Raw genomic sequence first — 13,028 nt, forward strand, 5'->3', positions numbered from 1 at the left:
GAATCCGAGCTTGCGGGTCGTTTCGACCTGGTGCTAAGATGCGCCACCCACGTTTCTTTTAACCGTTACTAAACGGCACCTGAACGGGAACAGCACCGATATGCCGAACGTCGTCTTGCTGTATTCGCCGACCTGCGGGGCTTGCCCCGCGGCCAAGAGCTTGTGGAAGGAATTGCGCGTGAAGTACAGCTTCAGTTACCGCGAAGTCGATATCACGACGCCGGACGGCCAGGAACTGGCCAACCGACATGCCGTGCGGGCCGTGCCGGCGACGATCATCGACGGCCGCCTGACGTTCGTCGGCGTCCCCAGCCGTCAAAGCGCCGAAAAGGCGCTGCAGTTGAAGATGCAAGCGCGCGCGACGTAAGACAAGAGGCCTTCCCATGTCGACTGAGGACGACGAATTCGAGTTGCCACCTTTGCCCGTGATCGAGAAGGGGCCTCCGCCGGATTGTCCGCTGTGCGGAGACCCGATGTCCTTCATCGACGGCGACTGGGCCTGCGTGGATTGCAACGGCGAAATTCTTGGGCCGGAGACGGGGTGACCTTGACAGTGTGGAAGATGAAAGAAGAATGATCCGAGCGCAGTGTGATGTTGCGCATCGTCACCGGTCCGTTCCATCCCTACCTGGAAACTGCCCTCGCTGATGAGATTCGACAGCTCAAAGCCGATGATCCCTTCGCCGCTGTCGCTGTCATCGTCCCATCCAGTCCGTTGCTCGACCGTGTCCGCTACTTGCTGACAGTCGAATCCGATCTCTGTCTGCTGAACGTCCATTTCCTCACGTTTCATCACCTGGCGTTGCGGTTGTGGGACGAATACCGGCACGCCTCCCGCGAAGCGGCCGCCTCCGCCTTTCAACTCGTCGATGACCTCTTTTTCGAACAGCTCATCCGCCGCATCGTGGATAGCCGACTGTCCGCGCTGGAACCCTTTCGACGCCTGGGGCACTCCGCTGGCACCTGGGCGGCGCTGTGGGCGACGGTGCGGGATCTCAAGGACGCTGCAGTGGATTCGGCCGAGGCGCTGCGCGGCGTCCGCGAAGGTGTGTTCGAGGAGGACGAGGCGCGGGGGCTGGAGGCCTTGTTTACGCTTCATGCGGCGGTGACGGAAGCGTCCAGAAAGTTGGGCGTCGGGACGGCGGACGATCTGGCGGGTGCCGTCGTTTCGTGTGTGCACGACTCGAAGTTTCTGGGCGGCCTCCGCCATGCGGTGTACTACGGCTTCTACGATTTGACCCAGGTCCAGCTCTCGCTTTTGGAAGCGGTGACGACACGGGTTACGACGACCCTCTTGTTCCCGCTGGAAGACGACCCCGCCTTTGCGTTCGCCCGGCGGTTTTTTGAACGCTATCTCCAGCCGCTGGCCCCGTCTGCAGACGCGGTGACTCCTCTTCCCCGGTCCGCGGGGCCCTTCGCCCGGCCGGCCGACGACCGGCTGGAGCTTCAGGTCATGCACACCGTCGGTCCGGAAGAGGAAGTGGCGGCCGCGTGCCGGGAAATTCTTCAGCTGGTCGAGACGCATGGATACCGCTTCGACGACATCGGGGTGACGGCCAGGACCCTTGACCCCTATCTCTCCTGTCTCCAGTCGGTGTTCGACCGGCATCGGATTCCGTTTACTTCGACGGCCGGACGGCCGCTCATGCACGAGCCGATCGTCAAGGTGTTGCTGCAGCTCGCCGCGCTGCCCGTGCAGGGCTTTTATCGGACGGCGATGATGGATGTGCTCACCTCGCCGCTGTATCGCGTGGAACGGATCGGTAACGGGACCGAAGCGCGGCCGGACCTGTGGAAGCTGGCGGTCGAGACGTTGAACATTACGCGGGGCGAGGAGGAATGGCGACGGTTGGCGGGCGCCGGGGGCGCGTCCCTTGCCATCGGTCGGGACGGAGAGAGTGAAGAAGACGGAGTCGGGCGGCCGGGGATCGAGGCGACGCAACTGGAGCTGCTGTGGCGGGCGGTCTCCGGCCTGATCGCCGATTGCCGCGCGTTGCCGGCACGTGGGTCGCCGGCCCGACTGACCGATGCGTTTTTTGACCTGGCCGCCAGACACTTGCTATTGCCTGGCTCGACGGCGGAGATGGAAGCCGGCGACCCGGAGGCTGCGCGGTGGGTGGCGGTGGGACAGGCGCTCACGGCGGTCGCCGCGACGCTTCGCCAGCTTGACCTGCTGGGCGGCGAATTGTCGTGGGAAGAGTGGGTCCGCCTCTTCGTCCGGGCGATTGAGGAAACGACGATCCCAATCGCCGGCGAAGACCACCGGGGAGTCCGGGTGCTGGACGCCATGGCGGCCCGCGGCCTGCCGTTTCGCGCTTTGTTTATTTTGGGCCTCAATGAAAAGATGTTTCCCCGCTCCATTCGCGAGGACGCGTTCCTTCGCGATGCCCATCGCCGAGCGCTGGCCGAGACCTTGGGTTTCAAGATCGACGAAAAGCTGGCTGGCTATGACGAGGAGCACCTCCTCTTTCGACTGCTCTGCGGCGCGGCGGGCCGCCGGCTGTATCTGATCTACCAACGCACCGACGACGCGGGGCGGGCGCTCGCCCCGTCAGCCTTCATCGGCGCGGCCGGCCGCTGGCTTGGCGTGGAATCTCCCCTGGAGGTGTCCGTGCCGAGGCGGCTTGTGGAGCGCCTGGAGCGGCAACCGGTGATTCGGTCGGTGTTGCCGCCTGTTGAGGTTGCGCTGTGGTTGATCCTGCAGGAACAGGATCCGTCCGCCTGGCTGCGGGCGGTCGGGCGGGACATCACGCTCTTCCTTCGAGGTTGGGAAGCCCTGGAACAGCTCGAAAGCGGGTCGCAGGACTTGGGACCCCACGATGGGCTGACCGGTCCGCTCGCCGCCCATTGGGCGGTTCTCGAGGAGCAGGGTGTGGCGCCGACGGCACTGGAACGGTACGCGCGATGCCCGTTCCAGTATTTCGCCGCGCAGGTGCTGCGGCTGGAGCCGGTTCGCCGACCGGTGCGGCGCGACCTCGATCCACAAGCCCTGGGCACCCTCTGTCATGCGGCCCTGCGCCGATGCTACGAGTGCCTGGTTGGGAACGAATGGCCGGAGAAGCCATTGTCCGCGTCTGCGGTTCGAGAGGTGGCGCGGACGGCGGTAGAGGCCGCCTTCGCGGAGTGTACCGCCGAGCGAGCGGGAGGGTACGCCTTGCTCTGGGACATGGCCCGTGAGACGGTCGCCGAGTTGGTGGCCCTGTGCGTGGAAGCCGACCAGGATGAGTACCGACGCGAGGGATTCAAACCGGCGGCGTTCGAGGTGGAGGGATACGGCTGGTTGACAGGTGCGGCAGTCGGCCGGCGCGATGCTATCCCGGTGAAGGGACGAGTGGACCGCGTGGATCGGCGAGACCATCCTTTCGCCCTGCGTGTCATCGACTATAAGGTCAAGGTCGGAGCCAGCATGAAGTCAGAAGACCGCAACCTGCTCCTGTCCGCGGTGAGGGGCGTTCGCTTGCAGCCGCCGCTGTACACGCTTATCGAGGTTCCCGGCCATCCGCCTCCGAGCCAAGTGGACTTTGTGTTTCTCGCCCCGAAATGGGAACGCCCTCTCGACCGATCGACCTTTCCTGCGTCCGCATGGAACTCGAGCGCCGGGCCGCAGCTTCGGCGGACCCTCGCGACCTTGATCGAAGGCCTCGCGGCGGGACGATTCTTCATTCTTCCTAACGGGTATTGCGACTCCTGTGACTATTTCGGTGCCTGCCGCCGTTTCCACGAACCGACCCGATGGCGGGCCTTCCGCGCTGAGCCGGCGAAGGTACTCCGGGAACTGCGCAGACAAAAGCTCAGCGACGGCGATGATGGGTGATACGGGAAAGCTACCTGCGTGAATCGAATGAAAGGTCGCAAGTGAGCAGCGAACAACCCGACATGGCGGTTCCTGATGCAGCGGTGCGACTCAAGGCCGAGACCACCTTTGATCGCAACGTCGTCGTCGTGGCCGGCGCCGGCACGGGCAAGACCACGCTCTTGGTCAATCGGCTGGTCAACCTGCTGATGAAAGAACCCGAACCGGTCGCCATGACGAGGCTCGTCGCGCTGACTTTCACCAACAAGGCGGCCACGGAGATGAAGGTCCGGTTGCGGGAACGCCTGATCGCCTTGTCCCGTGCGGGGACGGTCGGGCCCTTCGAGCATGCGACCGCTCGACAGGTGGCGGCGCTGCGCGAGCGGTACGGCCTCTCGACGACCGCCGTCGCTGCGCGGGCGGACGCGGCGCTGAGGGACCTGGAAAAGGCCCAGATCGGGACTCTCCATAGCTTCGCCGCGCATCTGTTGCGCCTGCATCCCTTGGAGAGCGGTGTGGATCCGGCATTCCAGGAAGATGACGGCTTGCGGTTCGACGAACACTTTACCGCGCGCTGGGACCTGTGGCTGGATCAAGAACTGGGACAAGAAGGTCCCAACCATGCTGTCTGGCGGCGCGTGCTTGCGCACATGGAGCTCGACCAGGTGCGAGAGCTGGCCCGTTCGCTCTGCAGTGAGTTGGTGGATCTGGATGCGTTGCGGAGTCAGATCCGTGGCGGTCAGCTTGACCCCGCGCTGCGCGACTGGCTGGCGGCCGCTGGAGACCGGGCCGAGCGGCTTTTAGCCGCCCACGACCGTCCCAAGCGCCGGAAAATCGAGTCGATGCTAGCGGCCGCCGCCGCCGTGTTCCGCGCTGTGACGAACTGCGGGTTGGACGGATTGGCCGGCGTGGATGCCGGTGTGCGGCAGGAGCTGAACCGAAATCTGGACACGCATGTCGCCAGCGGGTGGAGTGCGGAGGAGTTCGAAGAAGCTGCCGAGTTGATCGGCCGGGCGCAAGCGCTAGGGCAAGTCGATCAGCCGTTTTTCGGCGATCTGCTCGACTTGCTCGATCCTTTTGTGCGGGAAGTCCGGCGCACCTTTGTGGCAGATGGGTGGATATCGTTCGACGGCTTGCTGGCGAGAGCCCGCGGCCTCCTCCGCGATCACCCGCCGGTTCGGGAACGCATTAAACGGGAGTATCGCGCCGTGCTGGTGGATGAATTTCAGGACACTGATCCGGTCCAGTATGAAATCATCTTGTATGTGGCGGAACGCCCCGGTCGCTGCGCCCGAAGTTGGCGGGAGATCGAATTGGAACCGGGAAAGTTGTTCATCGTCGGCGATCCCAAACAGTCCATCTACGCCTTCCGCCGTGCGGATATCGAGGCCTTCGATCGGGTCGTCCGCAAGATCCGCGAAGATGGCGGAGAGGAATTGTCCTTGCGGACGAACTTCCGCAGTCATGGTTCCGTGCTTGCGGCGGTCAATGAAGTGTTCGATCGACTGTTTGAGCGGCGGGAACATCTTCAGCCGGAAAACGTCCGGCTGGAAGTTCGACCGAACCGCCAGCCGGCCACAACCCAGACCGGAGTAAACCTGCGCCTGGTGAAACCAGCGGATGGCGAGGCCGCCTTCGATGCCGCGGCCGCGACGCGCGCGGAGGCCGAGGCGCTGGCCCGCTGGCTCAAGGAGGAGGTCTTGGGCCGCGAAGCGGTGATGGACGAACGCGGGCAACGGGAGTCACTCAAGCCGGGCCACATCGCCCTGCTGTTCCGAAAGCTCACGCAGGCGGAACACTACCTTGAAGCCTTGCGGCGGCACGGCATTGCCTACATCACGGACGGTGAAAAACATTTCTATCGCCGGCAAGAGGTCATCGATCTCGTGAACCTGCTCCGAATCTTGGAGAATCCGCATGATGCTGTCGCGTTGGTGGGTGTGCTCCGGTCACCCTTGGGCGGTGTCCCGGACAGGGCGCTCTATGAATTACGGGAGCGCCGGGCGCTCGACTATCGCCGGCCTGATCGCCTGGATGGATGGGACAACCCGGCAGCGGTGAGCGTCCGTCTCCTGTACGGGAAGCTGGCGGAGCTCCGCCGGACGGTCGCTCGCCTGCCGTTGCCCGATGCGGTGGAGGCGATCTTCGATCGGCTGCCGATGCTGGAGCTGGCGGCGGCGTCGCTCCATGGGGAACAGGCGGTGGCCAATCTGATGAAGGTCCGGCAGACGGCCGCCTCCCTGGCCGATCGGCCTCATCTGACGTTGAGCGGATTCGTGGAATTGATGGTCGCCCGTCTGGAAGAACAGCCGGATGAAGCGGAAAGCCTGTTGGCGGAAGACTCGTTGGACGCCGTGCGCGTCCTGACGATCCATAAAGCCAAGGGGCTCGAATTTCCAGTGGTGATCCTGCCAGGGGTGCACCAGGGCGCGGGGTCCGGTGGGTCTCCTCCCATGGTGACGCACGATTGGTCCAGCAATACCTACGGTCTCACGATCGGCGACAAGCGGAATCTCGGCGCAGTGCTGACGCAGGCCAAGCTCCGGGCGCGGGAAGAGGCGGAACGGCGGCGCGTCCTCTATGTCGGCATGACTAGGGCCAAGGACTGGCTGGTGTTGTCCGGTGCCATCACGGCCCGGTCCGGACGCGACACGGTGCTAGCGCTGCTGAACGAGATAACCGAGGGTGACATCGGATCCGCGACCACGCCGGCACTGCGCGTCGGAGCGGTGACCATCCCTCATTGCGTCACGGTGCCGCCCGAGCGGAAGGGGGCTCGCCGAGGCTTCTCCCAGCCTGGCGTCGAGCCGGCGATCGATTGTGCGGCGCTGGCATCCGCCTGGCGTCGTCGAGAAGAGCAATGGCGAGCCGTTCGGGCGGCTCCACGCCGGTTGAGCCCGTCGATCATGAAGGCGGATGACCGAGAGCCGTGGTCCTCCGCGGGTTGGACGCGGGCGGATCGCGATCGCGGAGCACTGGTCGGCGTCCTTGCCCATCGCGTGTTGGAGGGGTGGGATTTTACGGCGGATCCCGTTCATCTGGAGGAGCGGATCGACGTGATCTGCCGTGCCGGCGTTCCGCCCGAATGGCAAGACGACGCCGTCGCCATCATCGGTGAGCTCCGCGAGATGTTCAAAATATTTATTGCTTCGGCGCCCTATGCGGCGCTCCGTCGCGCCACCGTGCTGGGGCGGGAAATCCCGTTTGCCATGAAGTGGGAAGGCGAGGGACGAGGGGCGAGGGGGAGGGGGCAGGAAACAACGACGCCTGTGTGATGCACGGGGTCATCGATCTGGTCTATCGGCTTGACGGGCGGCTGTGGGTTGCCGATTATAAAACCGACCGTGTGGGGATCGAGGAAGTGCGGGCGCGAGCGGAATCCTACCGGGATCAAGCCGTTATTTACACTGAAGCGCTCTCGCGCTGGTTGCGCGAAGGACGCCCGCAGTTTCAGTTCATCTTTCTGCGTCACGGGATTGCGGTGACGGTGTGAAGGAAGGGGGGGGACTGTGCGTCGATGGGCGGTGAGTGTCATGACAGCACTTGTTTTGGGCGGCTGCATCGGCTCTCAGGAAGTTCAACAGCGGACCCTCCATGCGCCGTCCGGTACGCCGCCTGCCGCCGCGGCGAAGCTGGAAGAAGGCAACGCACTCTACGCGGCCCGCGACTGGGCTGGGGCGAAGGCGGCCTATGTCTCCGCCATCGAATTGCATCCCACGTTGGCGGAAGCGCATTACAACCTGGGGCTGGTCTTGGAACGGCTGGGGGACGGCAAGGGCGCGAGAAAGCATTACATCGAGGCGGCGAACTTGGCGCCCGGCCATAAGGTGATCTGGGATGCGCCTCCGCTCCGCGGTTACGGCTCGTTTGAAGAGGAGCGGTTGAAAGGCAAGTCGTTTTTGGATGCCGCTCCGCGCTGAGGGAACGGCGGGGGTCTGACAGGATGGCCCGGCGGCGGCGCGTTCTGGCGCTCTCGGAGGAAGAATTCGCTGCCCTCGTGCAACAGGCGCTCGACAGCCTGCCTCCCGACTACGCCAAACTACTCGGCAACGTCGCGGTTGTGGTGGAAGATGAGCCTCCGCGCGAGGTGCTGGAGGATCTGGAGTTGGAATCGGAAGACGATCTCCTCGGCTTGTACCAGGGCGCGCCGTTGGACAGCGAATCGTTTTTCCACGCTGGGGGTCAGTTGCCGGCGCGGATCGCCATTTATCGTGGGCCGATCTTACGGCTGTGTCGCACGAAAGCCGAGGTGGTCCGGGAGGTCCGGGATACGGTGGTCCATGAGATCGGCCACCACTTCGGACTGGATGATGAGGAGATGCCGTATTGAAAAATCGTGACGCGTCACGTGCCACGTTTCGCGGACTTTTGATACCCCACCGCCAGCATGAAGGCGCCGACCAGAATCATGGGGGCCGAGAGGACCTGGCCCATCGAGAACGGGCCGAAGATGAAACCCAGATGCTGGTCCGGTTCGCGGAAGAACTCCACCACCAGCCGGCACAATCCGTAGCCGGTGATGAAGCTCCAGAAGACCGTGCCCGGGGGCGTCGGCCGCCGCCCGATCCACCACAGGACAACGAACAGCAGCAGGCCTTCCAGCCCCGCCTCGTAAAGTTGGGACGGATGCCGGCACTCAGGTCCCCCGCCAGGAAAGACCATGCACCATTCCACGTTCGTCGGCCTGCCATACAACTCGCCGTTGATGAAATTGCCGATCCGGCCCAGGCCCAAGCCAATCGGTGTGGCAGAAGCGGCCAGGTCGGCTACCGTATAGACCGGGATGCCGCGCCGCCTGCTGAACCACCACAGCGCGATGATTGTTCCGATGAGGCCGCCGTGGAAAGACATGCCGCCTTCCCAGACCGCGATGATTTTCGCGGGATGTTCGAGGTAGTACGAGAAATTGTAGAACAGCGTATAGCCGAGGCGCCCGCCTATGAAGACGCCCACCGCTGCATAGACGATCATGTCGTAGATTTGATCTGCAGTCAGCGCCAGTTGCCGAGCGGCCGCTTTCGCCTTGATGAGAAAATACGCGGCCGTCAGTCCGATCAGGTACATGAGCCCGTACCAGCGGAACTGCAAGGGCCCGATTCGGAGAAAAACGGGATCGATGTTCGGATAGGGAATCACGTCAGTTGCCGCAACGGATCATCCTTGCAAAAGCGCGGCGATCATAAAAGAGGAAGGGCGGGGTTTGCAAGGTGACGCGTTGAGGAAGGCAGGTGCGCACGAAAACCTGCGGCGGTATCATACGACCATGCCGGTTATCGGACACCTTGGACTGATGTCCGCGTTGGGTACGGTCGCCGTCGCATTCTCCTCAGGTTGGGCGGCCGGCTTCTCAGACGTTCCTTCGGATGGACGCCTCGCGCAGTCGTTCGCGACCGCAGGGGTCTCTTCGCCTCGGACCCTGGACGGCGAAGAACTGCTCCGGATCGGCGATATCCATGAAGTGCAGAATCATCTCCAAGAAGCCATGCCGTATTATCAACGGGCCTTGGCGGCGTTTCGCGCCACGAAGAATCGGCGGGGAGAGGCGACCAGCTTGATGCGCATCGGGGCGATCCAGGAGCGCCAGGGGAACGTGCGTGCCGCCATGGAATCCGTGGCCGGCGCCGCGGCGATCTTTCAAACGCTTCCGGACAAAGCCGCCTACGCCCGATCGCTGCTGCAACGCGGTCGCCTTTCGGCAGCGCTCGGCGATCGCGTCGCCGCGGAGCGGTCCTATGAACAGGCGCTCGCCCTGTTTCGACAGGTGCGCGATCTTCATGCGTGGACGGAGGGTGCGATCCTGCTCGGCCACCTACGCATCGACGACGGACGGATCGAACACGGGCTTGCGTTGCTGGACGAAGCGCTGTCGGAAGCGCGTCAGCGCCAAGACTGGGGACAGGAGGCGAACGCACTGACGATCATTGCCGGCGCGTATGCGCGTCAGGAACGCCTGGAGGAGGCGAAGCGGTTGTATGAGCAGGCCCTTCGTTTGACGGAGCAACAACGAGACCAACGAGCTGAAGCGGGAATCCGAGTCGTGCTGGCTACACTTGATGCGGGTCTTGGCTTGCATGATGAGGGGATCGTGATGGCCAAGAAGGCCTTGGCGCTTCATCAGGCCCTCCACGACCGGGCGCGGGAAGCCGATACCTTGGCGTTGCTGGGCTCCCTGTATCAGCTTCAGGGCGACCTGGCCAGCGCTATGGAACACCATGAACGCGCCCTGGCGCTGTATCGAGCATTGCGGGATCGGGCGCGGGAAGCCGGGAGCCTGGTGAATCTGGCGGTTGTGTACGAGGCTCAAGGTGCGCGGGAGGACGCCCGTGAAACCCGAGGAAAAGCGATCTTTCTGCTGCAATCTCTCTCGCCGTAACTCCTTGTCCAGAGCGGCTCTGCGCCGATCCATGTGTCGCGTTTTTGAAACCGGTCACGCCACACCTGTGGAGAAAACGCCACGAGCTTGCTTGCGACTGTTTGACGGCTGTACGTCAACCACGCGATTTTGGCGGTCGTTCGCCCAATTCGATTCTGGCACGGTTGGTGCTGTATGATGAAATCGAACGCTCGAGCGGTTCAGGCAGACCTGTCACATCTGTTTGAGTGAGGAAGGAGGGTTTCAACATGTCAACCGAAGGACGTCGGATTGCGAAAGTGGCGGCATTGGTCGCCGGCGGAGCGGTAGTAGGCGCGGGCTTGGGGCTATTGTTCGCCCCGCAGTCCGGAGCGGAGACGCGGCGCACGATCGGGCGTTATGCCAAGCGCGCCCAAATCCAAGCGATGCGTTTCGGGCGCGCCGTGAAGTCCGGTGTGACCGAAGCCGTCGAACGCGGGAAACACCTTATACAGAAGCGTGACCAAAAACCCGTCGTCGAAGCGGCTTAATATCGACGCCCGGTTCATTCTCATTTCCTGTCTCTCCACCGACGGCCTGCCGTCCCTGTCGGCAACAGGCCGTCGGTGGGCCGCTCCTTGACCCCCTCGTTCCCGGGTGTTAGAGTCACGCCCGCTTTAGCTTCGATCTTTTCCCGGACAGGCCGGAGTGGCGGAACAGGCAGACGCCAGGGACTTAAAATCCCTTGGGCTCACAAGGCCCGTACCGGTTCGAGCCCGGTCTCCGGCACCACCGCTCCTTCAAATCTTTAATCTTTACAGGCTGCACCGCACTGCTCCGCTGAGAGCGGAGCGTTGTGCCCGAAAGCGGAGCGCGTGACAGATCCGGTCTTGCTTTGCTGGACTGTGCTGTTCTTCAGCGACTTATCGTGATGCTCACCTGATCACGGGCGGGACCTTTGCGCGGCGCGTCCTTTCGTTTTTGCCGATGGCCCGGCATGCCTCATCCACAGATCGGTTCACTGGCTTTCGGAAGGCCGGGTGTTTGTCCGGGAAGGCGGACATCGTGTTAAAACTCAAACGGGGCCCCTGCATTTCCTCCTTGCAGTGCTATACTTCGCCTAGGCTTGCTAACATAATAGGTGTTCCCATGGATATTCAGACCGGCATCATCATTCCCGAGATCCTGCCGTACCTGGTCGCTCTTCTGGCTCTGTTGGTCGTCTGGCAGTACTACCAGATGCAAATTCTGAAAGGCCGCATCCTGGCAGTTGATATCTTCGATCGGTCCGGAGTCAGGATGTATCTGTTCATCGTCCCGGCTGACAAGAGCACGTGTACGATTTGCCGGGAAGCTCACGGCAAAGCGCTTCTGCCCAGTGTCGTGGCCAAAAAGCAGTTCATCCCGTTGCGGGGTCGATGTACGAATCCCATGGGGTGCGGCGGTCTGTTAGTTGGAATCTACGGCGCATGGCCGGAGGCCCGGCACGTGGTAGAGCGACTGCGAACCGCCAAGACTACCGGCACCGTCCAGTTGACCGGACCAGAGCTCTCCGCGCTGATCAACGGACCCTGGGAACGTAGTATCAGCGCGGCGGCTGATCGGGTGGCGGTTCACATGTTGGAAGCGATGGTGGTGGAAGAATCCAAACCGGATACCGCAATGGTCAATTATCGATACGTCATTGAACAGGCCCAAGAGATGCGGCATCTCCATTTCGTCGTCCCCGCGTACTTCCGCCTTGTCGAGCTGCTGACTCGCCAGGGACGTTTCCGGGATGTCATCGACCTGATCGGGCAGTTCGAGTCGCGGTATAAAGATCGGCATGCCGGGCCCTATCTTCCCACCGAGACCCAACGCGGCCTGATGTCGATCAAGAAATCCCGCCTTGCGGTCCAACTCAAACCGGCTCAGTGAGCCCGTCGTCAGTCGCGGGAAAAGGTTTTCCTTACGCAGGAGCGGCGGCGTCTACAGGGATTTCAAAACACGGCGGAGCCGTGTTTCCTGGTCTGGATGCACCTGCAAGAAGTCCAAGCCGAAGTGTTTTCCGAGCGACCAGCGCACGACGGCCAGATCGATATGCAGCGGGGTATGAAGAGAAGGAGCCTCGATATGCAGTTCGAGAAACGTGCCAATCGGAAGGGTGGTCTCCGCTTTGATTCCGCACCCGCCGTGCGAGATGTTGAGCACCAGACCTCGTCCGACGACTTGATCGCCTGAATAGGCGACCGCCAGACTGACTTCATAACGCTGATGATCGCGAAGATCCAAGCCGGCTTTGTCTTTTCCGCGACGGCGGCGTGTCAGCATGCAGGAACCCTCACCATTTTCCAAGCCATCCCCGGCAGCCGGCGTAGTAGGACACTCCCGCGATTGCCAGAATAACCAGCCCATGGATTGCCTGTTCTGCGACGATGACGGGGTTCGTGATACGAGCGAACAATATCAGCGCGGCGGCCACCACGGTGATGCCGAAGGTCACCCGTTTGGGGCAGAGCGGCAGCTGTCGTTCCTCGTAGGCCCGGGCGATCCACACTCCGACCCAACCCACTGCGCCGATCACCAGGGCGCCGCCCAAATCGGCTAATCCGATCCAGAGGCTGTCCCAGGCCAGTTCGGCGGAGTCACGGCCGGTGACGGATTGTTGCAACCTCTGCCACTCGGCCGTTGCCAGAACCAACCAGATCAACGCCGAACCGATCAGAAAGTGGCGTTTCCGCATTTCCTTGGACCAACCGGCCAGGCGCGGCTTCTCCGCTGTTGGCGCGACCCGACGCCGCTGGATCTGAGGAACCAGATCGTATCCGCACTCGCAAGTCAACACGCCGTCGGCGTTCGTCAGCAGGCAACGGGGACATTCAATAGGCATTGGTCGATTCGGTAAAGGTCGGCGACTCGTGTTAC

The 13,028-nt window shown here is 62.9% G+C and carries 13 protein-coding genes and 1 tRNA gene; 11 read left to right on the forward strand and 3 right to left on the reverse strand.

What is annotated here, in order from left to right:
• The first annotated feature begins 100 nt into the window (after positions 1 to 100).
• The 7 genes from ACWHTU_RS08650 to ACWHTU_RS08680 are packed head-to-tail and all read left to right on the forward strand — an operon-like array spanning position 101 to position 8,123.
• Positions 101 to 367, forward strand: a complete 267-nt coding sequence (locus tag ACWHTU_RS08650) for a glutaredoxin family protein (protein WP_447863122.1) — start codon at positions 101 to 103, stop codon at positions 365 to 367.
• Between the two features lie 16 nt (positions 368 to 383).
• The gene (locus ACWHTU_RS08655) at positions 384 to 545 is read left to right on the forward strand and encodes a hypothetical protein (RefSeq protein ID WP_447863123.1); all 162 of its coding nucleotides are present in this window, start codon (positions 384 to 386) and stop codon (positions 543 to 545) included.
• Between the two features lie 47 nt (positions 546 to 592).
• On the forward strand, positions 593 to 3,814 hold the full coding sequence (locus ACWHTU_RS08660) for a PD-(D/E)XK nuclease family protein (protein ID WP_447863124.1): 3,222 nt from the start codon (positions 593 to 595) through the stop codon (positions 3,812 to 3,814).
• Between the two features lie 41 nt (positions 3,815 to 3,855).
• A complete protein-coding gene (locus ACWHTU_RS08665) occupies positions 3,856 to 7,068 on the forward strand; it encodes a UvrD-helicase domain-containing protein (protein WP_447863125.1) in 3,213 nt (1,070 codons plus the stop codon).
• On the forward strand, positions 7,068 to 7,286 hold the full coding sequence (locus tag ACWHTU_RS08670; protein ID WP_447863333.1) for a PD-(D/E)XK nuclease family protein: 219 nt from the start codon (positions 7,068 to 7,070) through the stop codon (positions 7,284 to 7,286). Before ACWHTU_RS08665 ends, ACWHTU_RS08670 begins: the two co-directional genes overlap by 1 nt.
• Positions 7,287 to 7,326: 40 nt before the next feature.
• Entirely contained in the window at positions 7,327 to 7,713 is a 387-nt protein-coding gene (locus ACWHTU_RS08675; RefSeq protein WP_447863126.1) for a tetratricopeptide repeat protein, read from the forward strand.
• 23 nt (positions 7,714 to 7,736) lie between these two features.
• The gene (locus tag ACWHTU_RS08680; protein WP_447863127.1) at positions 7,737 to 8,123 is read left to right on the forward strand and encodes a metallopeptidase family protein; all 387 of its coding nucleotides are present in this window, start codon (positions 7,737 to 7,739) and stop codon (positions 8,121 to 8,123) included.
• A 14-nt stretch (positions 8,124 to 8,137) separates the two neighbouring features.
• Here the strand turns inward: ACWHTU_RS08680 and lgt are convergent, their stop codons facing one another.
• Positions 8,138 to 8,926 (reverse strand): prolipoprotein diacylglyceryl transferase, encoded by a 789-nt coding sequence (gene lgt, locus ACWHTU_RS08685; protein ID WP_447863334.1) that lies wholly within the window; start codon positions 8,924 to 8,926, stop codon positions 8,138 to 8,140.
• Positions 8,927 to 9,008: 82 nt separating this feature from the next.
• Here lgt and ACWHTU_RS08690 point away from each other — a divergent pair, with 82 nt between their 5' ends.
• The 4 genes from ACWHTU_RS08690 to ACWHTU_RS08705 all read left to right on the forward strand — a co-directional run bounded on the left by ACWHTU_RS08690 (position 9,009) and on the right by ACWHTU_RS08705 (position 12,041).
• Positions 9,009 to 10,166 carry a tetratricopeptide repeat protein gene (locus ACWHTU_RS08690; RefSeq protein ID WP_447863128.1) on the forward strand — a complete coding sequence of 386 codons (1,158 nt, stop codon included), beginning with the start codon at positions 9,009 to 9,011 and terminating at the stop codon, positions 10,164 to 10,166.
• 248 nt (positions 10,167 to 10,414) lie between these two features.
• Positions 10,415 to 10,675 carry a YtxH domain-containing protein gene (locus ACWHTU_RS08695; RefSeq protein WP_447863129.1) on the forward strand — a complete coding sequence of 87 codons (261 nt, stop codon included), beginning with the start codon at positions 10,415 to 10,417 and terminating at the stop codon, positions 10,673 to 10,675.
• Between the two features lie 151 nt (positions 10,676 to 10,826).
• Positions 10,827 to 10,916 (forward strand) — tRNA-Leu (locus ACWHTU_RS08700).
• A gap of 357 nt (positions 10,917 to 11,273) precedes the next feature.
• The gene (locus ACWHTU_RS08705; RefSeq protein ID WP_447863130.1) at positions 11,274 to 12,041 is read left to right on the forward strand and encodes a hypothetical protein; all 768 of its coding nucleotides are present in this window, start codon (positions 11,274 to 11,276) and stop codon (positions 12,039 to 12,041) included.
• A gap of 51 nt (positions 12,042 to 12,092) precedes the next feature.
• Here ACWHTU_RS08705 and ACWHTU_RS08710 read toward each other — a convergent pair whose 3' ends face one another.
• Both ACWHTU_RS08710 and ACWHTU_RS08715 read right to left on the reverse strand, forming a co-directional pair.
• Entirely contained in the window at positions 12,093 to 12,434 is a 342-nt protein-coding gene (locus tag ACWHTU_RS08710; protein WP_447863131.1) for a PilZ domain-containing protein, read from the reverse strand.
• 10 nt (positions 12,435 to 12,444) lie between these two features.
• Positions 12,445 to 12,993, reverse strand: coding sequence for a hypothetical protein (locus ACWHTU_RS08715; protein WP_447863132.1), 549 nt, complete (start codon positions 12,991 to 12,993; stop codon positions 12,445 to 12,447).
• Positions 12,994 to 13,028 lie beyond the last annotated feature (35 nt).

It is taken from the genome of Nitrospira calida (genome assembly GCF_976986435.1).

Coding starts and splice junctions, on each gene's coding strand:
- ACWHTU_RS08650 (WP_447863122.1), top strand. CDS start 101: ATGCCGAACGTCGTCTTGCTGTATTCGCCGACCTGCGGGGCTTGCCCC.
- ACWHTU_RS08655 (WP_447863123.1), top strand. CDS start 384: ATGTCGACTGAGGACGACGAATTCGAGTTGCCACCTTTGCCCGTGATC.
- ACWHTU_RS08660 (WP_447863124.1), top strand. CDS start 593: ATGTTGCGCATCGTCACCGGTCCGTTCCATCCCTACCTGGAAACTGCC.
- ACWHTU_RS08670 (WP_447863333.1), top strand. CDS start 7,068: ATGCACGGGGTCATCGATCTGGTCTATCGGCTTGACGGGCGGCTGTGG.
- ACWHTU_RS08675 (WP_447863126.1), top strand. CDS start 7,327: ATGACAGCACTTGTTTTGGGCGGCTGCATCGGCTCTCAGGAAGTTCAA.
- ACWHTU_RS08680 (WP_447863127.1), top strand. CDS start 7,737: ATGGCCCGGCGGCGGCGCGTTCTGGCGCTCTCGGAGGAAGAATTCGCT.
- ACWHTU_RS08695 (WP_447863129.1), top strand. CDS start 10,415: ATGTCAACCGAAGGACGTCGGATTGCGAAAGTGGCGGCATTGGTCGCC.
- ACWHTU_RS08705 (WP_447863130.1), top strand. CDS start 11,274: ATGGATATTCAGACCGGCATCATCATTCCCGAGATCCTGCCGTACCTG.
- ACWHTU_RS08710 (WP_447863131.1), bottom strand. CDS start 12,434: ATGCTGACACGCCGCCGTCGCGGAAAAGACAAAGCCGGCTTGGATCTT.
- ACWHTU_RS08715 (WP_447863132.1), bottom strand. CDS start 12,993: ATGCCTATTGAATGTCCCCGTTGCCTGCTGACGAACGCCGACGGCGTG.